This is a genomic window from Natronococcus pandeyae (genome assembly GCF_008122205.1).
Classification (GTDB): domain Archaea; phylum Halobacteriota; class Halobacteria; order Halobacteriales; family Natrialbaceae; genus Natronococcus; species Natronococcus pandeyae.
The window spans coordinates 64,705-85,988 of record NZ_PHNJ01000005.1 but is presented as its reverse complement, the minus strand read 5'-3'; the positions used below and the strand labels follow the sequence as shown (position 1 = coordinate 85,988).

The 21,284-nt window shown below is 65.5% G+C and carries 22 protein-coding genes; 9 read left to right on the top strand and 13 right to left on the bottom strand.

The genetic code is table 11. From position 1 onward, the window contains the following. Nucleotides 1-27: 27 nt before the first annotated feature. From lysS to CV102_RS11100, 3 genes are all read right to left on the bottom strand, one after another. Nucleotides 28-1,761 (bottom strand): lysine--tRNA ligase, encoded by a 1,734-nt coding sequence (lysS, locus tag CV102_RS11110; RefSeq protein WP_148858076.1) that lies wholly within the window; start codon nucleotides 1,759-1,761, stop codon nucleotides 28-30. After that, nucleotides 1,758-2,483 (bottom strand): UMP kinase, encoded by a 726-nt coding sequence (pyrH, locus tag CV102_RS11105; protein WP_148858075.1) that lies wholly within the window; start codon nucleotides 2,481-2,483, stop codon nucleotides 1,758-1,760. The genes lysS and pyrH overlap by 4 nt, the downstream gene beginning before the upstream one ends. Nucleotides 2,484-2,573: 90 nt before the next feature. Then, nucleotides 2,574-3,614: a CapA family protein gene (locus CV102_RS11100; RefSeq protein ID WP_148858074.1), complete on the bottom strand. Its 1,041-nt coding sequence runs from the start codon at nucleotides 3,612-3,614 to the stop codon at nucleotides 2,574-2,576. A gap of 83 nt (nucleotides 3,615-3,697) precedes the next feature. Between CV102_RS11100 and CV102_RS11095 the strand changes: the two genes are divergently transcribed. The 3 genes from CV102_RS11095 (at nucleotide 3,698) to CV102_RS11085 (ending at nucleotide 6,560) form a co-directional block, all read left to right on the top strand. Next, nucleotides 3,698-4,516: a molybdopterin synthase gene (locus tag CV102_RS11095; RefSeq protein WP_148858073.1), complete on the top strand. Its 819-nt coding sequence runs from the start codon at nucleotides 3,698-3,700 to the stop codon at nucleotides 4,514-4,516. A gap of 321 nt (nucleotides 4,517-4,837) precedes the next feature. Continuing rightward, entirely contained in the window at nucleotides 4,838-5,083 is a 246-nt protein-coding gene (locus CV102_RS11090) for a DUF7123 family protein (RefSeq protein WP_148858072.1), read from the top strand. Between the two features lie 319 nt (nucleotides 5,084-5,402). After that, nucleotides 5,403-6,560 (top strand): site-2 protease family protein, encoded by a 1,158-nt coding sequence (locus CV102_RS11085; protein ID WP_148858071.1) that lies wholly within the window; start codon nucleotides 5,403-5,405, stop codon nucleotides 6,558-6,560. Between the two features lie 26 nt (nucleotides 6,561-6,586). Here the strand turns inward: CV102_RS11085 and thiL are convergent, their stop codons facing one another. Beyond that, complete coding sequence (thiL, locus tag CV102_RS11080; RefSeq protein WP_148858070.1) at nucleotides 6,587-7,492, bottom strand: thiamine-phosphate kinase; 906 nt, start codon at nucleotides 7,490-7,492, stop codon at nucleotides 6,587-6,589. A gap of 124 nt (nucleotides 7,493-7,616) precedes the next feature. On the opposite strand from thiL, the gene CV102_RS11075 reads away from it, so the two are divergent. The 3 genes from CV102_RS11075 to CV102_RS11065 all read left to right on the top strand — a co-directional run bounded on the left by CV102_RS11075 (nucleotide 7,617) and on the right by CV102_RS11065 (nucleotide 9,118). After that, nucleotides 7,617-8,072 carry a 30S ribosomal protein S19e gene (locus CV102_RS11075; RefSeq protein ID WP_148858069.1) on the top strand — a complete coding sequence of 152 codons (456 nt, stop codon included), beginning with the start codon at nucleotides 7,617-7,619 and terminating at the stop codon, nucleotides 8,070-8,072. Nucleotides 8,073-8,177: 105 nt separating this feature from the next. Next, nucleotides 8,178-8,528 carry a DNA-binding protein gene (locus CV102_RS11070; RefSeq protein WP_148858068.1) on the top strand — a complete coding sequence of 117 codons (351 nt, stop codon included), beginning with the start codon at nucleotides 8,178-8,180 and terminating at the stop codon, nucleotides 8,526-8,528. Further along, nucleotides 8,528-9,118, top strand: a complete 591-nt coding sequence (locus CV102_RS11065) for a DUF7411 family protein (protein WP_148858067.1) — start codon at nucleotides 8,528-8,530, stop codon at nucleotides 9,116-9,118. The genes CV102_RS11070 and CV102_RS11065 overlap by 1 nt, the downstream gene beginning before the upstream one ends. An 18-nt stretch (nucleotides 9,119-9,136) precedes the next feature. On the opposite strand, the gene CV102_RS11060 is transcribed toward CV102_RS11065, so the two are convergent. Next, nucleotides 9,137-9,664 carry a TspO/MBR family protein gene (locus CV102_RS11060; protein WP_148858066.1) on the bottom strand — a complete coding sequence of 176 codons (528 nt, stop codon included), beginning with the start codon at nucleotides 9,662-9,664 and terminating at the stop codon, nucleotides 9,137-9,139. A gap of 193 nt (nucleotides 9,665-9,857) precedes the next feature. Between CV102_RS11060 and hisS the strand changes: the two genes are divergently transcribed. Next, nucleotides 9,858-11,156 carry a histidine--tRNA ligase gene (hisS, locus tag CV102_RS11055; protein WP_148858065.1) on the top strand — a complete coding sequence of 433 codons (1,299 nt, stop codon included), beginning with the start codon at nucleotides 9,858-9,860 and terminating at the stop codon, nucleotides 11,154-11,156. An 89-nt stretch (nucleotides 11,157-11,245) separates the two neighbouring features. On the opposite strand, the gene CV102_RS11050 is transcribed toward hisS, so the two are convergent. Together CV102_RS11050 and CV102_RS25935 are read right to left on the bottom strand one after the other, a co-directional pair. Then, nucleotides 11,246-11,800: a metal-dependent hydrolase gene (locus CV102_RS11050; RefSeq protein ID WP_148858064.1), complete on the bottom strand. Its 555-nt coding sequence runs from the start codon at nucleotides 11,798-11,800 to the stop codon at nucleotides 11,246-11,248. A 133-nt stretch (nucleotides 11,801-11,933) separates the two neighbouring features. Beyond that, nucleotides 11,934-12,101, bottom strand: coding sequence for a hypothetical protein (locus CV102_RS25935; protein ID WP_187432940.1), 168 nt, complete (start codon nucleotides 12,099-12,101; stop codon nucleotides 11,934-11,936). Between the two features lie 131 nt (nucleotides 12,102-12,232). On the opposite strand from CV102_RS25935, the gene CV102_RS11045 reads away from it, so the two are divergent. After that, nucleotides 12,233-13,690 carry a sulfatase-like hydrolase/transferase gene (locus tag CV102_RS11045; protein ID WP_148858063.1) on the top strand — a complete coding sequence of 486 codons (1,458 nt, stop codon included), beginning with the start codon at nucleotides 12,233-12,235 and terminating at the stop codon, nucleotides 13,688-13,690. 102 nt (nucleotides 13,691-13,792) lie between these two features. Beyond that, the gene (locus CV102_RS11040; RefSeq protein ID WP_148858062.1) at nucleotides 13,793-14,233 is read left to right on the top strand and encodes a hypothetical protein; all 441 of its coding nucleotides are present in this window, start codon (nucleotides 13,793-13,795) and stop codon (nucleotides 14,231-14,233) included. 357 nt (nucleotides 14,234-14,590) lie between these two features. On the opposite strand, the gene CV102_RS11035 is transcribed toward CV102_RS11040, so the two are convergent. From CV102_RS11035 to CV102_RS11010, 6 genes are all read right to left on the bottom strand, one after another. After that, nucleotides 14,591-15,013 (bottom strand): desampylase, encoded by a 423-nt coding sequence (locus CV102_RS11035; RefSeq protein WP_148858061.1) that lies wholly within the window; start codon nucleotides 15,011-15,013, stop codon nucleotides 14,591-14,593. A 2-nt stretch (nucleotides 15,014-15,015) separates the two neighbouring features. Continuing rightward, nucleotides 15,016-16,032 (bottom strand): ABC transporter substrate-binding protein, encoded by a 1,017-nt coding sequence (locus CV102_RS11030; protein WP_148858060.1) that lies wholly within the window; start codon nucleotides 16,030-16,032, stop codon nucleotides 15,016-15,018. 49 nt (nucleotides 16,033-16,081) lie between these two features. After that, nucleotides 16,082-16,690, bottom strand: a complete 609-nt coding sequence (locus CV102_RS11025) for a hypothetical protein (RefSeq protein ID WP_148858059.1) — start codon at nucleotides 16,688-16,690, stop codon at nucleotides 16,082-16,084. 66 nt (nucleotides 16,691-16,756) lie between these two features. Next, nucleotides 16,757-17,500: an SDR family oxidoreductase gene (locus CV102_RS11020; protein WP_148858058.1), complete on the bottom strand. Its 744-nt coding sequence runs from the start codon at nucleotides 17,498-17,500 to the stop codon at nucleotides 16,757-16,759. A gap of 137 nt (nucleotides 17,501-17,637) precedes the next feature. After that, complete coding sequence (locus tag CV102_RS11015) at nucleotides 17,638-19,167, bottom strand: carboxypeptidase M32 (RefSeq protein ID WP_148858057.1); 1,530 nt, start codon at nucleotides 19,165-19,167, stop codon at nucleotides 17,638-17,640. A gap of 513 nt (nucleotides 19,168-19,680) precedes the next feature. Further along, complete coding sequence (locus tag CV102_RS11010; protein ID WP_148858056.1) at nucleotides 19,681-21,258, bottom strand: carboxypeptidase M32; 1,578 nt, start codon at nucleotides 21,256-21,258, stop codon at nucleotides 19,681-19,683. Between the last annotated feature and the right edge of the window lie 26 nt (nucleotides 21,259-21,284).

Sequence of the window (21,284 nt, the reverse complement as noted above, 5' to 3'; positions counted from 1 at the left end):
TTTGTTGCCGGGAACGGTCGGCCGCGCTCAGCGTTCTCGGCGAAGCCGCGCGACGACGAACTCCCGGTCGACCTTTCCGAGGAACGGCCCGAGCTTCGGTCCCTGCTCCTCGTCGAAGAACAGCCGGTAGCCGGCGCTGAAGAACTCCCCGACGTCGACGTCGTGACGCCTGGCCGTCTCGTAGATCTCACCCTGGATCTCGTCGGGATCGTGTCCCTCCTCGACGAAGTCGGCCAGTTCCGCGAGCGCGGCCTCCGTCGCGTCGTCGAACTCGTGGTCCGGGATCTCGCTGCGCTTCAGTTCGTAGTCGAACTCGTTTTCGGTCCGTCGGGCCCAGTTGCGGGCCTGTTCGACCCGGTCGAGCGCCCCTTCGACGGCCCACTCCGGCGCGTCGTCCGGTACGTGGCCCTCACGGCGGGCGATCTCCTCGCGCAGGTCGGGATCGTCGGTCATGCCGAGGACGGCGGCGAAGGTGTACGGCAGGCGGATGCGCTCCTCGCGCGGTTCGTCCGCGCGCTCTGGACCGGCGGCAGTAGCCGCCCCGTCGACGACCAGCGGATAGACTCGCTCCGCGAACGCCTTCTCGTCCTCGCTCCCCTCGATTTCGCCGAAGTAGATCGCCTCGAAGCGGTCGAACTCGTCGACCAGCTGGTCGAGCCGTTCGATGCTGAAGTCTCGAGCGCGCGAGGGATCCTTCGCGAAGAAGTATCGCAACACCTCGGGCTCGAGCAGTTCGAGGACGTCCGAGACGAGGATGACGTTCCCCGCCGAGGAGGAGAACGGTTCGCCCTCGAGCGTGAACCACTCGTAGACCATCGGCACCGGCGGCTCGATCTCGAGGACGTTGCGCGCGACGTCCTGGCCGCTCGGCCACGATCCTTCCGCGTGGTCCTTGCCGAACGGTTCGAAGTCGACGCCAAGCGTCTGCCACTGGCCGGGCCACTCGAAGCGCCAGGGCATCTTCCCCTCGCGGATCGTGGCCGTCCCCTCGTGGCCACAGCCCTCGATAGTCTGGTCGCCGGCGTCCATGTCGGTACAGCGGTAGTCGACGGTCGCGGGGTCGCTCTCTAAGTCCACGCCCGTGACCGTCTCGGTCACCTTCCCGCACTCCTCGCAGATCGGGTTGAACGGGACGTAGTCCTCGTCGACTTTGTCCTGGTACTCGGAGAGCACCTCTCGTGCGCGGTCCTGGTTCGCGAGCACGTGACGCGTGACGTCGTCGAGCTCACCAGTTTCGTAGAGTTCGGTGGTCGACACCATCTCGATCGGGACGTCGACGGCGTCCGCGCTGTCCTGGATGATCGTCGAGAAGTGGTCGCCGTAGGAGTCACAGCAGCCAAAGGGGTCCGGAACGTCTGTGTAGGGCGTTCCGAGATTCCGCCCGAGCGCGCCCGCGTTCACCTCTCCGAGGTCGACGAGATTCCCCTCGAGATCACAGAGCGTGCGGGGCAGCTTTCGAAGCGGGTCGCGGTCGTCGGCGGTGAAGACCTGGCGGACCTCGTGGCCGCGCTCGCGGAGTACCTCCGCGACGTAGTAGCCGCGCATGACCTCGTTGACGTTCCCCAGGTGCGGGACGCCCGAGGGCGAGATGCCGCCCTTGATAACGATCGGTTCGTCCGGCTCCCGTTCCGCTACGCGGTCGGCAACCGCATCGGCCCAGAAGACGTGGCGAGCCTCGTCGCCGTCCTCTCGCTGGAGGGTGTAGGGGCTCTCGGCGTCCGGCCCGCCCGGCTCGTTCGCGTCGTCTTCGTCGGTGCTCATTGTTCGTCGCTCGCCCAGTAGGTCGGCTCCTCGCCGACACCGTCCGGGATGACGTCCGTTCCCTCGTGGTCGCCGTGGCGGATCGCACGGGAGATCCGTTCGGGGTCGGTGCCGTCGAGGACGATCGTTCGCATCCCCGATCGTTCGATGATCTTGGCCGCCAGCAGATCCACCGGTGCCGACGCGCCGGCGTTCATCTCGAGGCCGGCGATCACGTCGACGAGGTCCGCCGCGGGGAGTTGGTCGTACTTCGTCGCTTCGTCGACCTCGTTCGGGTCGTCGCTGTAGACCCCGGGAACGCTCGTCGCGTAGACGAGGAGGTCGGCGTCGACGTACTCCGCGAGCGCGGCGCCGACGGCGTCCGTCGTCTGTGCCGGCGCGACGCCACCCATGACGGAGACGTCCCCCCGTCGGAGCGCCTCGCCGGCCTCTTCGTAGTCCTCCGCCGGTGCGGTTACGGCGCCCTCGCCGAGCGCGGCGATGAGGAGTCGTGCGTTGAGCCGGGTGACGTCGATCCCCAGCTTGTCGAGTTCGATCTCGTTCGCCCCCAGATCCCGAGCGGCGCCGATGTACTCGCGGGCGACGCCGCCGCCCCCGACGACGACTCCGATCCCGCAACCGTCCCCGATGAGGTTCTCGACGACCGCGGCGTGTTCGGCAACCCGATCGGTCCCGAGTTCGGGGACGAGTACGCTCCCGCCGATAGAAACGACCACTTTCATTCTAACCCGGTGTAACGGGGTTGCTATCTTAAGGATTGCCAACTGGGTGGCGACTGTGACGGCGTACCGCTCGTCCGTCGAACGAACGGTCTATTCGTCGAGCGAGAGGACGAGCGCGTCGCCCTCCCGGTCGAACTCGGTTCCGAACGCTGCCGACAGCTCCCGCATTCGGTCCCGGGACCACTCGGCCGCGTCGGGGCTCGCCTCGTGGACCGCACAGTTGTCGATCTCGATCGGATGCAGGCGCAGTTCGGTCGGGTCGCCCGCGTCCGTCACCGAGAGCACGAACAGGAAACTCCGGTCGTTGCGCAACCGACGGTCGACCGCGTAGTCGTCGACGAAATCCCCCGCGTCGTAGATGATCGGACTCCCTTCGTGCACCTCGATCCCGTGGAAAACGTGGGCGCTGTGACCGTGGACGACGTCGACGCCCTCTTCGACCAGCCAGCGACCGAACTCTCGAAACGCCTCGGGCGGTTCCTCGACCATGTTCGGTCCCCAGTGCAGCGAGGCGACGAGCAGGTCGGGATCCGACTCGCGTGCGCGCTCGAGCGCGTCCCGGACCCGTCGCCTGGTCGTCTCGTTTTCGACGTCGTCGTCGGACCGCGTCCGACTGCTCGAGTCGCCTCGCGACTCGTCGATTGCGATCCAGGCGGTTCCCGGCGACTCCGCGTCGGCCGCGTACTCGGGAGTGTTGTCGGTAAACGAGACCACCGCGACCTCGAGGCCGTCGATCGAGACGGCCGCCGGCTCGAGCGCTTCGTCGAGCGTCTCGCCTGCGCCCGTCCGTGCGATTCCCGCCTCGTCCAGATGCTCGAGGGTATCGCCCAGCGCCACCTCCTCGTAGTCGAGGACGTGATTGTTCGCGAGCGCGCAGACGTCGACGCCGGCGCGCTCGAGCGCGGGCACCGCCCAGTCGGGATCCGCGCGGAAGTGAAACGGTCGGTGGGTCCGCTGCCACTGCTGGCCGCGCGTCGAGAGTACGCACTCGAGGTTGATTATCAGTCCATCCAGCCCGCGAAGTCGCTCGAGGACGGTTCCCCACACCGCATCGACGGGACGGCGCCGCTGGCGATCGTCGACGACCCGTCCGAGCATGACGTCGCCCGTAAAGCCGATTCGACGGGACATACGCGATCGTTCGCGCCGCAGGAACAAAGTCCGAACCCACCGACGCCGACAGCTACAAACCACGACCGAACCAATCGTCCGACATGTACGTACTCGGCTGTCTGAACGGCGGCGAGAGCCGTACCACGTTCGAGCGCGTCGTCGATCGCGCCGTCGACCGACTCTCTCGCGAGGGCCGCGTCGGCGTCGTCCGGTACGACGCGACGATCGCGGACGGCACGCACGAATCGCTCACGCTCGGCGGCGACGTCACCTACGGACTCGGTGCCGACGGTGACTGGACCGCCTCGGGGACCGGGATGTCAGTTACTGACGCGCTGGACGCGCTGGCGACCGACTGCGACTACGCGGTCGTCGTCGGCGTCTCCGGACTGCAGTATCCGATGCTCGCCGTCGGCGATTCGGTCGACGAGCGCGAGGAGGTGATCGCGACCGTCTCGGGTCCCGGCGACCTCGACGAGGACGAACTCGTGACGGCACTCGAGTCCTCGGAGGCCTACGAGACGCTCGGCTCGCTGGTCGCGCGAGTCAAACGATCTCCCCGTGCCGACCGCGCGGGAGCGATCGCGACGTTTACCGGCCGCGTCCGCGCGAAGGACGATCCCGACGACGCGCGCACGGAGTACCTCGAGTTCGAGAAGTACGAGGGGGTCGCCGATCGACGAATGGCCGCCCTCGAGGCGGATCTCGAGGCCCGCGACGGCGTACTCGACGTCGAACTCTACCACCGCACGGGTATCGTCGCGGACGGCGAGGATATCGTTTTCGTCGTCGTACTCGCGGGACACCGGGAGGAAGCGTTTCGGACCGTCGAGGACGGAATCAACCGGCTGAAGGACGAAGTACCGCTGTTCAAGAAGGAAGTAACCGTCGAGGACGAGTTCTGGGTTCACGAGAGTTAATAAAGGTTTCTCCTACAATTGTAGGTAAGATCGGGACAGTGGCGGACACAGTTCGGAGTTCGATAACAGTACTAGCGTTTTGTACCTGCCATTGCAAGCACACCCGAAACAATACTAGACAGAGATAGTAATTCTTCACTAACAACTATAGAGAGATATAATAAGTTAGGTCCGCCTATAAAACGTCTCGAGCGATTTTAGCCGCTTGTAAAACATCCGTCGGAGGCCGATGAAAAGACGATTATTCCGCGAAGTGATGAACGCAATCGAAACGCCGCTAACCATCCTTTCTTTATAACATATCCTCGCCACAAGCGGTTGATGTCGATGAGCACGACAGCCCAACCCTCCACGGAAAGCAAAGAACACCGCCTGAAAAGCTACCTGCGCGAACGCGCAGAAGACGGAGAGCTGTACTTCAAAGGGAAGTTCATTGCAGACGATGTCGGCATGTCCCCGAAAGAAATCGGCGCGCTGATGGTCAAGCTCTCGGAGTCCGCGACCGACCTCGAGATCGAGAAGTGGTCGTACACGAGCGCGACCACCTGGCGCGTCGCCCCCGCGTAGCTGTCGAACCATCGACATAACACACACCACTGCCCATCCCGGATCACAGCCGATCCACTCACCCGCGCCGGCGCGTCATCGACGCCATCCGGTGCGGTCCGATCCCCCTGATCGACGCATCGCTACCGACCACCACAGCCAATTACGGTACCACCGTACCCGCAGTTGTCTCGTGCGTGCCCGTTGCTCGCTCCACTTCGGGCACGCAACTCCCCAACTCAGTTCGCTCAGCACCGACTCGAAGACGACCGTTCTCGACCGCGAACAGCAGTCGCCGGGAAGGAAGGCGATTTATACGAGCGGCTGATGAACACGGATGATGGACGACGTCGATTCGTCCGGATTCCGTGCGACCGCCGACGAGGCGGCATCGCTCGAGAACGGACCGCCGCTCGAACGCATCGAGTCGGTGTTCGCCGTTTACGAAGTCCGAGTCGAGGACGACCAGATCCTGTACTACGGAGATCCGCTGGCCGCCCACCAGCCGCTGCTCCAGGAGCTGTGGCCGGTGTTTCGCGAGGCGGGCTACGACGTCGAACTGGCGCAACGACACGGAGAGTACGTCCTCGTCGCCGAGCCGACTACCATCGGTGTCGACGGCGTTCCCTGGACGAACATCCTCCTGTTGCTCGCGACGGTCGTCTCGACGCTGTTCGCCGGGTCGATGTGGTACCACATCGATCCCTTCGCGGACCCGCTGGCGATGTGGCAGGCCTGGCCGTTCATGGTCGCGATTCTCGGCGTCCTCGGGGTTCACGAAATGGGCCACTACGTGTTGAGCCGGTACCACGGGGTCGACGCCTCGCTGCCTTACTTCATTCCCGTGCCGACGCTCATCGGGACCATGGGCGCGGTGATCAAAATGAAAGGCCGAATGCCCGACCGGAGGGCCCTGTTCGACATCGGCGTCGCCGGGCCGCTGGCAGGACTGGTTGCGACGGTCGTCGTGACGATCGTCGGGCTACACCTGCCCCCCGTCGTCGCCCCGGACGACGTCGTCGCCGACCCCAACGCGATCCAGATCGAACTCGGCTACCCGCTGTTGCTCGAGTGGCTCGCCCTCGCGTTCGATCAGCCGCTGTACAGGGACGATCCGGCGACGGCGGTCAACCCGGTCGTTATCGGCGGCTGGGTCGGGATGTTCGTCACCTTCCTCAACCTGATCCCCGTCGGCCAGCTCGACGGCGGACACATCCTCCGGGCGATGGCTGGCGACCTCCAGGAGACCATCGCGGCGCTCGTTCCGGGCATGCTGTTCGCGCTCGCCGCCTACCTCTACTACGTGAGCGGCTACAGCGGCAACTCGGTGTTCATCTGGGTGTTCTGGGGAATCTTCACCGCGGTGCTCGCGTCGGTCGGCCCGGCGCGGCCGATCCACGACGAGCGACTCGGCACCGGCCGGTTCCTGCTCGGCGTCGTCACGTTCGGACTGGGCATCCTCTGTTTCATGCCGGTACCGATCGCCATCGTCGGGTGACCGGTCACTCGGTTCCGCCGCGACGGTTACGTTCCCTCCCCGTGCGTGTAGCCGCGGTCCTCGAGTCGTGTCCCGTCGAGCGTAATCCCTTCCTCGGCGTCGACGACGGAGCCGATCACCGAGAGGGGGACGTCGGTCGCTTCGCGAGCCGCCTCGAGTTCTGCGTCGGGGATCGTGACCACGAGTTCGAAGTCCTCGCCGAACGTCGTTCCGACCTCGAGCGCCTCGTCGTCGGTGTCGGTGACCGCACGGACCGCGTCGTCGATCGGGATCGGATCGGCGTCGACCGCGAACCCGCAACCGCTCGCCTCGCCGAGCTGGTGCAGCGAGCGGGCGAGACCGTCGCTGGAGTCCATCATCGCGCTCGCGTGCGGTGCGAGTGCGCTGCCGGCCGCGACGCGAGGCTCGAACTGAAAGAGCGCGTTCGCGCGCTCGAGGGCCGCCTGGTCGCCGTCAGCGGCTCGGTCGAAGTACCGGAGCGCCGCCCCACTCCGGCCGAGCGTCCCGGTGACGCAGACCCGGTCCCCGGGTCGTGCACCGCTGCGGGGAACGGGGTCGTCAGTGTGACCGATCGCGGTCGTCGCGACGGTAAACTCGTCGTGTCCGTCGAGGTCCCCGCCGACGTACTCCGCGTCGACGAGTTCACAGACGTCCGTCGCGCCGCGAACGAACGCGAGCAGTTCCTCCTCCACGAACTCGGGTGCGGCGTAGGCAGCGACCGCCGCCGTCGCATCGGCACCCATGGCAGCCACGTCCGACAGCGAGGCGGCGACGGAGCGCCACCCGGCCGTGTAGCGGGTCGTCCCCGCCGGAAAGTCCGTCCGTTCGTGGAGCATATCAGTCGTCACGACGAGTCCGTCGACGACGGCGGCATCGTCACCGACGGGCTCGAGTTCACCCTCCAACAGCGCCAGGGCGGCGCGTTCGTCCATACCGACCGTTTCACCCCCCACGACGAAAAACGACCCGAACCGCGACCGGCCGAAGACCCGCCCACGGGGGCGAGCTCGGGGAACAACGATGGTCTTAAATGCCGCGGAAGGAAACCCAACGCCAATGGCTACGATGTATGACGTTCCGGCGGACGACCTCATCGAGGCACTCGCCGAGGACCTCGACGGCCGACTCGACGAACCGGACTGGAGTCAGTTCAGCAAGACTGGCGTCGACCGCGAACTGCCACCCGAACAGGAGGACTTCTGGGCGACTCGCGCCGCGAGCCTCCTGCGGAAGGTTTCCGACCGCGGCCCCATCGGTGTCGAACGACTCTCGACCGAGTACGGCGGCGGCAAGAGTGGCTCGAACCGCTACCGCGTCGCGCCCGACCAGCGGACCGACGGCTCGCGAAACGTGATCCGGACGATCCTCCAGCAGCTCGAAGAGGAGGACCTCGTCGAGACCGCCGAGGGTGAGGGCCGTCGCATCACCCCCGAGGGACAGAGTCTGCTCGACGACACCGCCGGCAACGTTCTCGAGGAGCTCGATCGGCCGGAACTCGAGCGCTACGCGTAAGACGCAGACCGGAAGCTCGTTTTCGCGGCGCACACCGCACCAGTGGCGTCGCTGCCGTCGTCCGTAATCATTTTCCCCGTTCCCAAGCAAAGAGAGAGTATAGCTATGAGTGGTTCACCAGACGAAGAGAAACTCGAGGAGCTTCGACAGAAGAAAATGGAGCAGCTCCAGGATCGTGCCGAATCGCAGGGCGACGAGGGTGCCCAGGAAGCCGCCCAGCAGCAGGCCGAAGCGCAGAAACAGGCGGTGCTCCGGCAGCATCTGACCGACGACGCGCGAAAGCGGCTCAACACCGTCAAGATGAGCAAACAGCAGTTCGGCGAACAGGTCGAGCAACAGGTCGTCGCGCTGGCCCGGAGCGGCCGCATCCAGGGCAAGATCGACGACGAGAAGATGAAACAGCTCCTCCAGGAACTCAAGCCCGACTCGAAGAGCTTCGATATCAAGCGCCGGTAATGGAGCTCGGACTGCTCTACAGCGGGGGGAAGGATTCGACGCTCGCAGCGCTCTTGCTCGAGGAGTTCTACGACGTCACGCTGACGACGGCCCAGTTCGGCATCAGCGACGACTGGAAACACGCCCGCAAAACCGCCGAGACGGCTGGTTTCGAGTTCGAACGGCTCGAACTCGACCCCGACGTGGCCGACGAAGCGGTCGAGATCATCCGCGAGGACGGCTTCCCCCGAAACGGGATCCAGCACGTCCACCTGCACGCACTCGAGGAACTCGCCGAGCGGGGGTTCGACGCGATCGCCGACGGAACCCGCCGGGACGACCGCGTCCCGACCGTCTCCCGGGCGCAGGCCCAGAGCCTCGAGGATCGCCACGACGTCGACTACATCGCGCCGCTGTCCGGCTTCGGCCGGACCGCAGTGGATCGGCTCGTCGAGTCCCACCTCGAGGTGACCGTCGGCCCGAGCGAGGCGATCGATCGGGCGGACTACGAGGCAGAGCTACGGACGCTCATCGCCGAGGAAGACGGTCCGGCGGCCGTCGGGGACCTCTTCCCGGACCACGAGCAGACGTACGTGACCGACGTCCGGTGACCGACGGGCGGGCGTTCGTCACCGGTTGCGTTTCCAGATTCTGTAGTTGATCGTCGTCGCGAACGCGACCCAGAGCAGGTACGGGACGAGCAACAGCGCCGCGCGGCGATCGACCCGGGCGAACGCCGCGAGCGTCAACGCGATCGCTGGACCAAGCAGCGCGATGACGACAAGACCGCCGAAGGTCGACCGTCGGCCGAAGAAGACGAGCGTCCAGAGCGCGTTCAGAGCCAACTGGAGGAGAAACAGTCCTTCGGCTCGCCGTTTTCGGGCCGTATCCCCGGTTCGCGCTCTCCGGATCAGGTGCCACGCAACCCCCATCGCGGCGAACAACACGGTCCAGACGGGAGGAAACGCCCAGTCCGGAGGTGTTCGCGGTGGTTTCTCGAGCGTCGGATACCAGTTCTCTCTCGCGTCTGCAGTGATGAGGCCGGGGACGACGCCGGTGAGTTCGCAGAACGCGATCGCCGAGGCCAGTTCTCGCCACTCGCTGTCGCCGTCTTGACCGCGGAGTTCCACCTCGGCGTTTCGATCCAGTGTGAACATACGGCCAGTACCACGAGTTCCGAATAAATTCATACTCCTGAGAACGGGAACACCGGTTCAACCAGCGAAAGTCGTCTCGAGGCTGTCCGTCGAAAGTGCGCCGAGGTAGAGTTTGCGAACGAGTCGTTCCGTGCGATAGCTGGCGTATCGTCAAACGAAAGGTTAGAAGTCCGCCGTCGCCGAACGGTGTCGTATGTACGACGGGATCAAGGGCTTTCGTGACTTCTACCCCGGCGAGATGGCCGCCAGACGGGCGACCATCGACGTCCTGGAGGACACCGCCCGCCAGTACGGCTTCCGCGAGATCGGAACGCCGGCCTTAGAGCGCGCCGAGATGTGGACCGACAAGAGCGGCGACGAGATCGTCGAAGAACTGTACGCCTTCGAGGATCAGGGCGGTCGCCACGTCACGCTGACCCCTGAACTCACCCCGACGGTCGCCCGGATGGTCGTGGCGAAACAACAGGAGCTTTCGAAGCCGATCAAGTGGTTCTCGACGCGTCCGTTCTGGCGCTACGAACAGGTCCAGCAGGGCCGCCAGCGGGAGTTCTACCAGACCAACGTCGACATCTTCGGCTCTTCCGAGCCCGAGGCCGACGCCGAGATCCTCGCGTGGGCCGCGGACGCGATGACGGGACTCGGCCTGACCGGCGACCACTTCGAGTTCCGAATTTCCCACCGCGATATTCTGGGGGGCGTCCTCGAGACCTACGAGGGGGACGTCGACGTCGACGAGGCCATCCGTGCGGTCGACAAATCGGACAAGATCTCACAGGCCGAGTACCACGACCTGCTGTTCGAGGCCGGCCTCACGTACGATCAGGCGGCCGAGTTCGACGACCTCGTCGCCGCCGGCGACCTCGAGGCCGTCGAATCCTTCGCCAACACTGAACGTGTCACCGCGGCCGTCGAGAACCTCCAGAACGTGCTCGCGGCCGCCGAGGACTTCGGCGCTCGAGAGCACTGTACGATCTCGCTCGAGACGGCGCGGGGACTGGACTACTACACGGGCGTCGTCTTCGAGTGCTTCGACTCCGCCGGCGAGGTCTCCCGATCGATCTTCGGCGGCGGCCGCTACGACGACCTCATCGAGAGCTTCGGCGGCCAGCCGACCCCCGCGGTCGGCGTCGCCCCCGGCCACGCGACGCTGCCGCTCCTGATGCAGCGGGCGGGCGTCTGGCCCGAGGAGGAAGTGACGACGGACTACTACGTGCTCCAGGTCGGCGACACACGCGCCGAGGCCGCTCGAATCACGCGCGAACTGCGCGATCGCGGACACGTCGTCGAGACGGACGTCGCTGGCCGCTCGTTCGGCTCGCAGTTGAACTACGCCGACTCGATCAACGCCGAGACGGTCGTCATCGTCGGCGAGCAGGACCTCGAGAACGACGAGGTGACGATCAAAGACATGGAATCGGGCGAGCAGGTCCAGACCGCCGTCGACGACTTCCCCGGCGACCGCGAGCGGCCGACGTTCGAGGACTTCTCGTAACGGTAGTCGGACCGGGTTCGTCTCGAGACCGAGCGCGCTCGTCCGACCGGTCACCGTTTCCGTCGACGGACGAACCGAGTTTTCCAGACTCACTGCCGGGAGCGAACGTACTGGATCCCCGGACAGCCGTCGGCGTACCAGAGTCCGAGAGCCAATCCGAACAGCGCGAACTCGAATACGAAGAACGTAAGCGGGTCGGTAAACGGTGTCACGAGCAGTTCGACGACTGCAGGCGGCTCGAAAACCCGCTCGGCGTACCCGAACTCCTGGTACGGAAGGAACGGCCAGAACAGAAACTCGCTGCCGAACGGATATCCGAGAACTACCCGTGGCGAAAGATCGGCCACGAGGTGAGACAGGTGTGCGATAACGAACGCGGTGGCCGTTTCGACTCGGTCGAGGGCGAATCCGATGGCGTACACGACGACGATCAGTCCCGCCGCGAACAGCAACGAGTGAGCGAGCGATCGGCCGCTCGGAAGAACGCCGAGCCACCAGGCGAGCGGTTTGTCGATCAGATCTGGGAACTGCGAGCCGATTGCCACTGCCAGCGCTGGTCCCGGACGCGGCGGTCGTCGAAACCGTCCGCGAGAGTACAGCGAATACAGGATGTACGCGACGCCGAAATGGCCCCAGGGCCACATAGACCAGAACAGTCCGCTTCCGATAGTAGTTATCCCACGTCTACTGGTTGGTATAGCGCGGTTACGGCGGGTTGGAACAGCGAATCGGATTCCCGTCTGGGAAGCGGTCCGCTCGAACGGGGCGAGAGAACGCCTACAGCTCCGGTTCGCGGTCCACCCGTCGCTCGTCGCTCTCCGCTCGTTGTTCGACCGAGTGTCCAGTCTCGACGTAGTGGTCGATCATCGCCTGATTGAGTTCGGCGCTCGCTTCGTCGTCGATCCGGCGTTCCCAGTCGCACTCGCTGCAGTACGCGATCGGCACGTGGAAGACGTCGAACAGGTAGCTCTTGAACGATGTGGTTTTCGTGCGTGAACCGCCTCGGCCTGCTCCGCCTGTCGGATCGACCGACTGCCAGGAGCAGCGTTAACTGCGACCCTGCCGTACGTCGGCCGATGGCTGACGCAGACGATCGTCCGAACGTATTGCTCATCCTCACCGATCAGGAACGCTACGATTGTTCCGCGCCAGACGGTCCGCCGGTCGAGACCGAGACGATGGATCGGCTCTCGAGCGACGGGATGCGCTTCGAGCAGGCGTTCACGCCGATCAGCATCTGTACGAGCGCCCGTGCATCCCTGCTTACTGGCCGGTTCCCCCACGGCCACGGCATGCTGAACAACAGCCACGAGGCCGACGCGATTCAGTCGAACCTCCCCACGGAGCTGCCGACCTTCTCCGAAGCGCTCGCCGAGTCGGGCTACGAACTCACTTACACTGGGAAGTGGCACGTCGGGGACGACCAGACGCCCGAGGACTTCGGCTTCTCCTATCTCGGAGGCAGCGACAAACACCACGACGACATCGACGAGGCGTTCCGCGAGTACCGAGAGGAGCGAGGAACGCCGGTCGAGGAGACCGACCTCGAGGACGAGATCTACACTCGCGGCGGCAGGGAAGAGGGGACGTTCGTCGCCGCGACGACGCCCGTCGACGTCGAGGACACGCGGGCGTACTTCCTCGCCGAGCGGACGATCGACGCGATCGAGGCCCACGCGACGGGCGAACGGGACGATCCGTTCTTCCACCGGGCCGACTTCTACGGCCCGCACCACCCCTACGTCGTGCCCGAGCCCTACGCCTCGATGTACGACCCCGGCGACGTCGAGCGCCCCGAGAGTTACGCCGAGACCTACGACGGGAAGCCACAGGTCCACGAGAACTTCCTTCACTATCGGGGCGTCGCCGACTTCGACTGGGAGACCTGGGCCGAGGCAATCGCGAAGTACTGGGGGTTCGTGACGATGATCGACGATCAACTCGAGCGGGTGCTCGAGGCCCTCGAGGAACACGGCCTTGCCGAGGAGACCGCCGTCGTCCACGCCTCGGATCACGGCGACTTCGTCGGCGCCCACCGCCAGTTCAACAAGGGGCCGCTGATGTACGACGACACCTACCACATCCCGCTGCAGGTGCGCTGGCCCGGCGTCGTCGAACCGGGATCGGTCTGTGAGGCCCCCGTTCACCTGCACGATCTGGCGGCGACGTTCCTCGAGATGGGCGACGTCGACGTTCCGGACTCGTTCGATTCGCGGAGCCTCCTCCCGCTGCTCGAGAACGACGGCGACGCGTCCGTGGAGCGGCCCGACTCCACCTTCGCGCAGTACCACGGCGACGAGTTCGGCCTCTACACGCAGCGGATGGTTCGCACGAAGCGCTACAAGTACGTCTACAACGGCCCGGATATCGACGAACTGTACGATCTCGAGAACGATCCGGCCGAACTGCAGAACCTGATCGATCACCCCGGCTACGAGGACGCTCGCGGAGAGATGCGAAACCGGCTGGTCGACTGGATGGACGAGACCGAGGATCCGAACCGGAAGTGGGTGCCTGACGTCCTCGCTGACTGAGGGATCGACGGCCGGTAGGAGATGGAAGCGTACGTTTACAGTGCCGAGGCGGCTACCATCGTCCATGACCGTCGACGCAACCGCAACGGAGGGGAGTCGCTAATGGGAGTTCGAGACGACGAACCGGATCCGGAGGAGCTTCGCGAGAGGGCTGCGGAGTACGAAACGATCGCCGACGCGCTCACGGACCTGGTTATCGAACTGCGGGACGAACCAGTCAGGGAGTCCCGACTCGAGGGCCTCTTCGACGAGGCGACGACGAGCAACCCGCAGATCTGGAACACCGTGACCGCCTTCATCGACGTCGAAGACGGCGAGGCCGTCGTCACCGACGAATCGAAGCTCGCGGAGGGGAAGTGGGCGCCCGAGATCGTCGAGGGCTGTGACGCGATGGTCACGGTCGACGTCCAGCGCGGATTGATGCCGGACGATTTCAAGTACCTCGTCGGGAGTAAACTCGAGGACGAGATCACCGAGTTCGGCGAGGAGGCGGCGAAGGCGAGACAGAAGGCCGACGAACTGGAGGAGTCGTCCGACTCCTAACCGGCTACACCAAGTGGCTCGGCCGGCGGGTCAGCCGAACCACTCGCTGTTGAGTCTCTCGTCGCCGTTCCAGTACCACCGGAGAAACGAGTAGCCGATACCGATCGAGACGCCGACGAACAGGACCGTTCCTATCGTTTCCATAGACTAGCTGGAAAGTCACGGTACAAGAACATACTGCTCAGACGTGGATGGATCCGGCGACGCGGCCCTCGTCACGGAAGGGCGTTCGAATCGACAAGTGACGGCTGAACGAGATGCCGGATTGCGGACGCGAGCGCACCGCTCCGGAGGAAGACGAGGGCGAACTGGAGCAGCGTCGGATAGCTGTCGAAATACCGGCAACGGGTCAAACGATCATTCGAGCACGACGTCTTCTCGCTCGAATCGGCCGTCGCCGTCGTCGGAGGCGCGCCAGCGCCAGGAACCGATCTCGAACGGTTCGAGCGAGACGATCAGGTAGGAGCGATCCGGCCAGGTCGCGCTGGCCGCATCGGTCTTGCTCGGTCGCGGCGGCCCGCGCGGGTGGGAGTGGTAGAAGCCGACGATCTCCTCGCCGCGATCCTCGAGTCGCTCGAAGATCTCGAGCTGTTCCTCGGGGTCAATCCGGTACCGCGTCCGGGGGGTCTCGGCGACGTTTTCGGCCGGATACTGCGAGCGAACGATACTCCGGCCCGTCTTCTCGTACTTGCCGCCGAAGACCCCGCAGATCTCCCGTGGACGTCCCTCTCGAGCACGGCGTACGATCGCGTTCCGAATCTCGGGTGGAAGGACCAGCACGGCTACGGTGCCGGATCGGCTCGCGACTCGGTCGGCTCGTGACCGTCCGACTCGAGCGCCTCGAGGTCGTCGAACGGCACCGCCACCGACTCCGGCGGGCCGTCGAACAGTTCCGGCTGGACGATCGGGGCGAGCGCCTCGAGCGTGTCCACGAGTCGCGGCCCGGGTCGGTTGAGATAGTGGTGGCCGTCTATCGCCCAGACCCGGTCGTTCCGGACCGCCGCGAGGTCGTCCCACCCCTCGCGCTCGGTGAGGTCGGTTCGATTAGCAGCGGTCTGCTCGAGGTCGAATCCGCAGGGGGCGACGATCACGAGTTCGGGATCGTACTCGCGGATTTCCTCCCACTCCCTGGGCCGCGAGCGCTCGCCGACGTCGGCCAGCCCGTACTCCCCGCCGGCCCAGTCGACGAGTTCGGCCGTCCAGTGGCCCGCGATCATGACGGGATCCGTCCAGTCGAAGATCGCGACTCGAGGCCGGTCGCGGTCGTCGATCTCGGCCGTCCGGCTCTCTACGGCAGCATCGTCGGACTGTGTCCGACTGCTCGAGGTGCGACGCACCTCGCTGATTCGATCCTCGAGGTCGGAACGAACGTCGCTGGCGCGCTCCTCCAGGCCGGTCGCGCGACCGACGCGCTCGAGGTCGGTGAGCACGTCCTCGACGGTGTGAGGATCGACGGTCAGGACGTCGGGATCCGCGTCGATGCGCTCGAGCGCGTCCGCGACGACGGCCTCGTCGACCGCGCAGACGTCGCACATGGCCTGCGTGACGATCAGGTCGGGCTCGAGGTCGTCCAGGAGCTCGACGTCGACCTCGTAGACGCCGTCGTCGGTTTCGCCGATCTCGAGGACCTGACGATCGATCTCGCCGCTCGAGGCGTCGGCGTCGACGCGCGAGCGCGTAATCGAGGGGATCGACTCGACGCCGGGCGGATAGTCGCACTCGTGGGAGAGGCCGACCGGCTCGAGGCCGAGCGCGGCGACGAGTTCGGTCGCCGAGGGAAGCGTCGTAACGATTCGCATACCTGCCGTAGGAGCGGCACGGTCAAAAACAGCGGCCTCCGGACGAGTGTTAGCGTTCGTCGGGCTGGAAGTCGTCCGTGCTGTCGAACTCGTCGGACTCCGGCTCGTCGTCAGTGTCGAACTCGCCGGACTCCGGCTCTTCTGCGTCCGGTGACTCGTCGATCGGGCCCTCTTCGATCTCGATGGTCGTCTCGGTGCTCGAGCCTGCCGAACCGGATTCGTCGCCGATGTCGAACTCGTCGGTCTCGAGTTCCGAGCCGTCGACGCCGACGCTCCCGTCGGTGATCTCGACGGTGACGCCGTCGTTCGTGCGTTTCTCGCCGACGAGTTTGCCGGCCGCGGACTCGACCTCGTCGTTGACCGCCCAGACGAACTGCAGGACGGACTCGAGTTCGGCGCCGGCCTGCCGGATCCCCTGCTCGGCGGGGAGTTCGCCCAGACTCCGTGCACCCTCCGGGTGGAGATACTGGATCGGGTGATCGTTGGGCACCTCGCGCAGGTCGACGTCGAACGACCAGAGGTACGGCAGCAGCTGTACGGCGTACCCCTGTGGTTTCGGTGCTCGTCGACCGGCCGCAGTGAGAGCGACGGTCACGGCGGGCGATTCCGCATCGGTATCGTAGTAGAGGCCCCTGAAGCCGGGGATCGAAACTCGCATACTCGAGCGGTAGTACGCGCCAGCGGTGAGTCTGCACCCGGCACTCTCATCCGCCTTTTAAGCGGGTCAGAAGCTGTCGGCGAACTTGTCCCGCCGGTTGATGTCGAGTTCGCTCACGCTCGAGTGATCCTGACTCGCGGCGAAGCGGATCGCCTCGGCGACCTCCTCGGGTTCGCTGGCCTCGTTCGCATCGAACGCCTCGGCGAACGTCCGGCCGTCGGCCGTCTCGAACTCCGAGCGGACCTCCGCCGGGTTGACGACGGTGACGCCGACGCCGTCGTCGCCGACCTGGGCCGCGACGCTCTTGGCGAAGCCGCGCACCCACCACTTCGAGGCGGCGTAGACGGGGTTGAACGAGCGCGGGTACTGGCCGGCGAAACTCCCGACGAAGATCAGATGGCCACCTCGCGCGCGAACGTGGGGGATCGCCGCCCGAGTCGCGTAGAAGACGCCGTCGACGTTGGTCTCCTGCATCGTCTCGTAGTCGTCGGTCGTCATCTCCGCGATCTCGCTGCCCCGGGAGAGCCCCGCGTTGTTCACCAGAGTATCGAACCCGCCGAACTCGTCGACGGTCTCCTCGACGAGCGCGCCGACGTCGTCCTCCTCGCGAACGTTCGTCGGCACGACCAGCGTCTCGACGCCGTGTTCGGTCTCGAGTTCGTCCGCGAGGGCCTCGAGTTCGTCCTCGCTCCGGGCCGCGAGGGCGACGTTCGCACCCTCGGCCGCGAACGCACGGCAGGTCGCCGCACCGATGCCGGAACTCGCGCCGGTCACGATCGCCGTCTGTTGCTCGAGAGACTGCGTTGGCATATCGTTACCAGCCACAGCCGCCGATCTAAGCGTTTCCGAAGTGGGGATATTTTCCGTCAGTCCGTCGGCGAGCCAGTTCTCGCCCAGAACGACGGACGGGAATCGAGACGACGGTCACCTCCAGCGCCGCGGTCGGTTCAATACCCCGAGAGGCCGTAGAGGTCGCCGTACTTCGACTCGACGTACTCGAGGAAGTAGTCGGCGGTGAGCGGTTCGCCCGTCGCGACCTCGATCAGCTCCTCGGTCGGGTAGCGCTGGCCGTGGCGGTGGACGTGCTCGGTCATCCACTCCCAGAGCGGTTCGAACTCGCCCTCGCGGACGAGGCCGTCGACGTCCAGGTCCTCCCGGATCGTCGCATCGAGCTGGGCGGCGAGCACGCTGCCGACGGTGTAGCCCTGGAAGGCCGCGAAGCTGGCCGACCAGTGGGTGTCCTGCAGACAGCCATCGGTGTCGGTCTCGGGGACGACGCCCAGGTAGTCGTCCATCTTCTCGTTCCAGACTTCGGGGACGTCCTCGACCGGAAGGTCGCCCTCGACGAACGCCCGGTCGATCTCACACCGGAGAATGATGTGGAGGTGGTAGGTGAGTTCGTCCGCCTCGACCCGGATCAGGTTCCCCGGGTAGATCCGGTTCACCGCGGCGTAGGCTTCGTCGACGGTGACGTCCTCGAGGTGGGGGAAGTGCTCTTTCATCGTCGGGAGGAAGAACTCCCAGAAGGCCTTCGTGCGGCCGACGTGGTTCTCCCAGAACCGCGACTGGGACTCGTGGACGCCCGAGGAGAGCGACGCGCCGAGGGGGGTTCCGTACTCCGCTTTCGGGAGTCCGAGCTGGTAGCTCGCGTGGCCGAACTCGTGGATCGTCGCCATCAGCGCGTCGATCGGATCGTCCTCCCTGAACCGGGTGGTGATCCGGGCGTCGAACTGGTTGCCGGACATGAACGGGTGTGGTGCGGTGTCGAGACGACCGTGCTCTCTGGGGTAGCCGAGCAGGTCGACGACCTCCTGGGAGAGGGCCATCTGATCGTCCGCGTCGTAGGTGTGGCCCGTGAACACCGACGGGAGCTCCCGTCCGTCGGCTTCGATCTCCTCGATCAGGGGAACGAGCCCCTCGCGAAGCTCGTCGAAGATGTCCTCGACGGTCTCGAGCGGCAGGTACGGCAGGCTGTCCTCGTACAGCACACGGTAGGGGTTCGCGCCGGGCTCGATGGCCGCCGCCCGTTCGCGATGGAGGTCGATCAGTTCCTCCAGCGCGGGCGCAAAGTGGTCGAAGTCGTCCTCGACTTTCGCTTCCTGCCAGACCTGCTGGGTTTCCGCCTGGTGGGCAGCGATCTCCTCGACCAGGACCCCGGGCACTTCTGCTGATCGGTCGTGCTCCCGGCGAAGCTCCCGGACGACCGCGGCCTGGTCGTCGGTCAGGTCGGCCGAATCCAGTTCAGCCAGCCACTCTCCGACCTCGTCGTCGACGAGCAGTTCGTGACCCAGCCCCGAGAGCGTCGAGAGCTGTCCGGCCCTGGCAGGGGTGCCGCCCTCGGGCATCATCACGCGCTGGTCCCAGCCCAGCGCCATCGAGGCCATCCGCACGTCCGTGAGCTTCTCGGAACGCTCGAGGAGGTCGCGGTAGGCGTCGGGAGCGTCGGCGGTATCGTGAGTCTCGTCAGCGGTTGCCATGTTTCGGTTCGAAATATGCAACAGTCGGTACTAAACTCTCGGGTCGAGGCGACGATAGAGTGGTGCTGATGGCTCGAGTCCGTGTGGTGGATCTGGGAGCGGGTCTGTGGGGAGACCTCGTTATGTAGACAGGCGCACTGAACAACCGCCGTTGAGACTGCAGTGCCGATCAGCCGCTATCGGGTGGGACCGAAAGGGGCCAGGGGCTTTCGGGGTGATAACTACAGTAGCGTATCCTACTCGCACGAACACAGGGGATCGCCACGCCCTCCCCAGCCGACTCACTCGCTGACGGGCTCACGGCCGCTGGCCGTTCGCCGCTCCGCGGCGCTACGCGCCGCGCTCCGCTCGTTCGTCCCTCGCACGGTGTCATCGACCACCCTCGCTCGGCTCGGGCGGTCGACAGCGCGCGCCACCGAAGCGGGGTGGATTGATCTGCAGTGATACATAGTTCACCTGTACGGAGCAGTCGTTCTGTACGGAAGAACGGCGAAACGATATCGGCGGCCGACCTCAGTACCCCTCGAGCTCGTACAGCTCGCCGTACTTCGATTTCGCGTACTCGAGGAAGTAGTCCGCAGTAAACTCCTCGCCGGTCGCCTGTTCGATCAGTTCGGGCGTGGTGTAGCGCTTGCCGTGCTGGTGGATGTTCTCGCGGAGCCAGCCGTTGAGGTCGTCGAAATCACCGTCTTCGATGCGGTCGTCGAGGTCGCCCAGATCGTCCTCGGCGGCGGCGTAGAGCTGAGCCGCGAGGACGGAGCCGAGCGAGTACGTCGGGAAGTAGCCGAAGGAGCCGTGGGACCAGTGGATGTCCTGCAGGCAGCCCTCCGCGTCGGTCTCGGGGCGCACACCGAGGTACTCCTCGTACTTGTCGTTCCAGGCTTCGGGAACGTCCTCGACCGCAAGGTCGCCCGAGATCAGGTCGCGTTCGATCTCGAAGCGGATCACGATGTGGAGGTGGTAGGTGAGTTCGTCCGCTTCGACCCGGATCAGGTTGTCGTCGTAGACCTGGTTCGCGGCTTCGTAGGCGTCTTCAGGGGTCGCGTCCTCGAGTTCCGCGAACCGATCGGCGACGGTCGGCAGGAACTGCTCCCAGAACGGCTGCGATCGGCCGACGTGGTTCTCCCAGAGTCGCGATTGGGACTCGTGGACCGTGAGATCACGCGATTCGCCGAGCGGCGTGCCGTAGTTCTCGTCGGGGAGACCGAGCGTGTAGTTGGCGTGGCCGAACTCGTGGATCGTCGAGGTGAGCGAGCCCAGCAGGTCGTCCTCCTCGAAGCGGGTCGTCACGCGGGCGTCGAACTGCGTCCCCGAGGAGAAGGGGTGGGGTGCCGTGTCGAGACGGCCGCGGCCCCAGTCGTAGCCCAGCGAGTCGAGGACGTCGCGGGCCAGCGCCTCCTGATCGTCGTCGTCGAACTCGCCGGCGAACGTATCGGTGGCCAGGTCGACGTCACTGTCGTCGATCGCGTCGATCAGGGGGACGAGCTCGTCGCGCAACTGCTCGAGGACTTGTTCGGCCGTCTCGAGGTCGAGATACGGCTCGTAGTCGGCGAAGAGCACGGCGTACGGGTCGGCGTCGGGGTCGATGTGGTTGGCGTACTCGCGCTTGAGTTCGACCAGTTTCTCGAGGGTCGGCGCGAACTGCTCGAAGTCGTCCTCCTCTTTGGCCTGTTTCCACGTCGGATGAGCGTTCGCGGTCGTCTCCGAGATCTCCTCGACGAGTTCCTGGGGAACGCTGGTCTCGCGATCGTACTTTCGGCGGACCTCGCGGACGGCGGCCTGTCGCTCCTCGGCGAGGTCGCTACTCGCGGCTTCGCCGCTTGCTTCTCGAGACGACTCCGTCGTCTCGCCTGCCTCGAGTTGCTCGAGCAACTCGCCGGTCTCGTCGGCGGTCAGGAGTTCGTGGCTGATCGAGGACAGCGCCGAGAGCTGCTGGGCGCGGGCCGGTGTCCCCTCTTCGGGCATGACAACCTCCTGGTCCCATCGGAGGATGCCGGCGGCGTTTCCGACGTTCGTGATCCGCTCGATTCGGTCTTCGAACTGTTCGTAGGCATCGGTGCGCTGCTCGCTTTTCGCCTGGTCGGTTGCCATTGGCTGGCAATACTTACGGAAGCGTC

What these genes read in the sequence shown, in the direction of transcription:
- CV102_RS11095 (WP_148858073.1), top strand. Translation starts at nt 3,698, where the DNA reads ATGTACGTACTCGGCTGTCTGAACGGCGGCGAGAGCCGTACCACGTTC.
- CV102_RS11040 (WP_148858062.1), top strand. Translation starts at nt 13,793, where the DNA reads ATGGGAGTTCGAGACGACGAACCGGATCCGGAGGAGCTTCGCGAGAGG.
- CV102_RS11085 (WP_148858071.1), top strand. Translation starts at nt 5,403, where the DNA reads ATGGACGACGTCGATTCGTCCGGATTCCGTGCGACCGCCGACGAGGCG.
- CV102_RS11075 (WP_148858069.1), top strand. Translation starts at nt 7,617, where the DNA reads ATGGCTACGATGTATGACGTTCCGGCGGACGACCTCATCGAGGCACTC.
- CV102_RS11030 (WP_148858060.1), bottom strand. Translation starts at nt 16,032, where the DNA reads ATGCGAATCGTTACGACGCTTCCCTCGGCGACCGAACTCGTCGCCGCG.
- CV102_RS11065 (WP_148858067.1), top strand. Translation starts at nt 8,528, where the DNA reads ATGGAGCTCGGACTGCTCTACAGCGGGGGGAAGGATTCGACGCTCGCA.
- CV102_RS11100 (WP_148858074.1), bottom strand. Translation starts at nt 3,614, where the DNA reads ATGTCCCGTCGAATCGGCTTTACGGGCGACGTCATGCTCGGACGGGTC.
- CV102_RS11010 (WP_148858056.1), bottom strand. Translation starts at nt 21,258, where the DNA reads ATGGCAACCGACCAGGCGAAAAGCGAGCAGCGCACCGATGCCTACGAA.
- CV102_RS11070 (WP_148858068.1), top strand. Translation starts at nt 8,178, where the DNA reads ATGAGTGGTTCACCAGACGAAGAGAAACTCGAGGAGCTTCGACAGAAG.
- CV102_RS11015 (WP_148858057.1), bottom strand. Translation starts at nt 19,167, where the DNA reads ATGGCAACCGCTGACGAGACTCACGATACCGCCGACGCTCCCGACGCC.
- hisS (WP_148858065.1), top strand. Translation starts at nt 9,858, where the DNA reads ATGTACGACGGGATCAAGGGCTTTCGTGACTTCTACCCCGGCGAGATG.
- CV102_RS11090 (WP_148858072.1), top strand. Translation starts at nt 4,838, where the DNA reads ATGTCGATGAGCACGACAGCCCAACCCTCCACGGAAAGCAAAGAACAC.
- lysS (WP_148858076.1), bottom strand. Translation starts at nt 1,761, where the DNA reads ATGAGCACCGACGAAGACGACGCGAACGAGCCGGGCGGGCCGGACGCC.
- CV102_RS11025 (WP_148858059.1), bottom strand. Translation starts at nt 16,690, where the DNA reads ATGCGAGTTTCGATCCCCGGCTTCAGGGGCCTCTACTACGATACCGAT.
- CV102_RS11050 (WP_148858064.1), bottom strand. Translation starts at nt 11,800, where the DNA reads ATGTGGCCCTGGGGCCATTTCGGCGTCGCGTACATCCTGTATTCGCTG.
- CV102_RS11060 (WP_148858066.1), bottom strand. Translation starts at nt 9,664, where the DNA reads ATGTTCACACTGGATCGAAACGCCGAGGTGGAACTCCGCGGTCAAGAC.
- CV102_RS11020 (WP_148858058.1), bottom strand. Translation starts at nt 17,500, where the DNA reads ATGCCAACGCAGTCTCTCGAGCAACAGACGGCGATCGTGACCGGCGCG.
- pyrH (WP_148858075.1), bottom strand. Translation starts at nt 2,483, where the DNA reads ATGAAAGTGGTCGTTTCTATCGGCGGGAGCGTACTCGTCCCCGAACTC.
- thiL (WP_148858070.1), bottom strand. Translation starts at nt 7,492, where the DNA reads ATGGACGAACGCGCCGCCCTGGCGCTGTTGGAGGGTGAACTCGAGCCC.
- CV102_RS11045 (WP_148858063.1), top strand. Translation starts at nt 12,233, where the DNA reads ATGGCTGACGCAGACGATCGTCCGAACGTATTGCTCATCCTCACCGAT.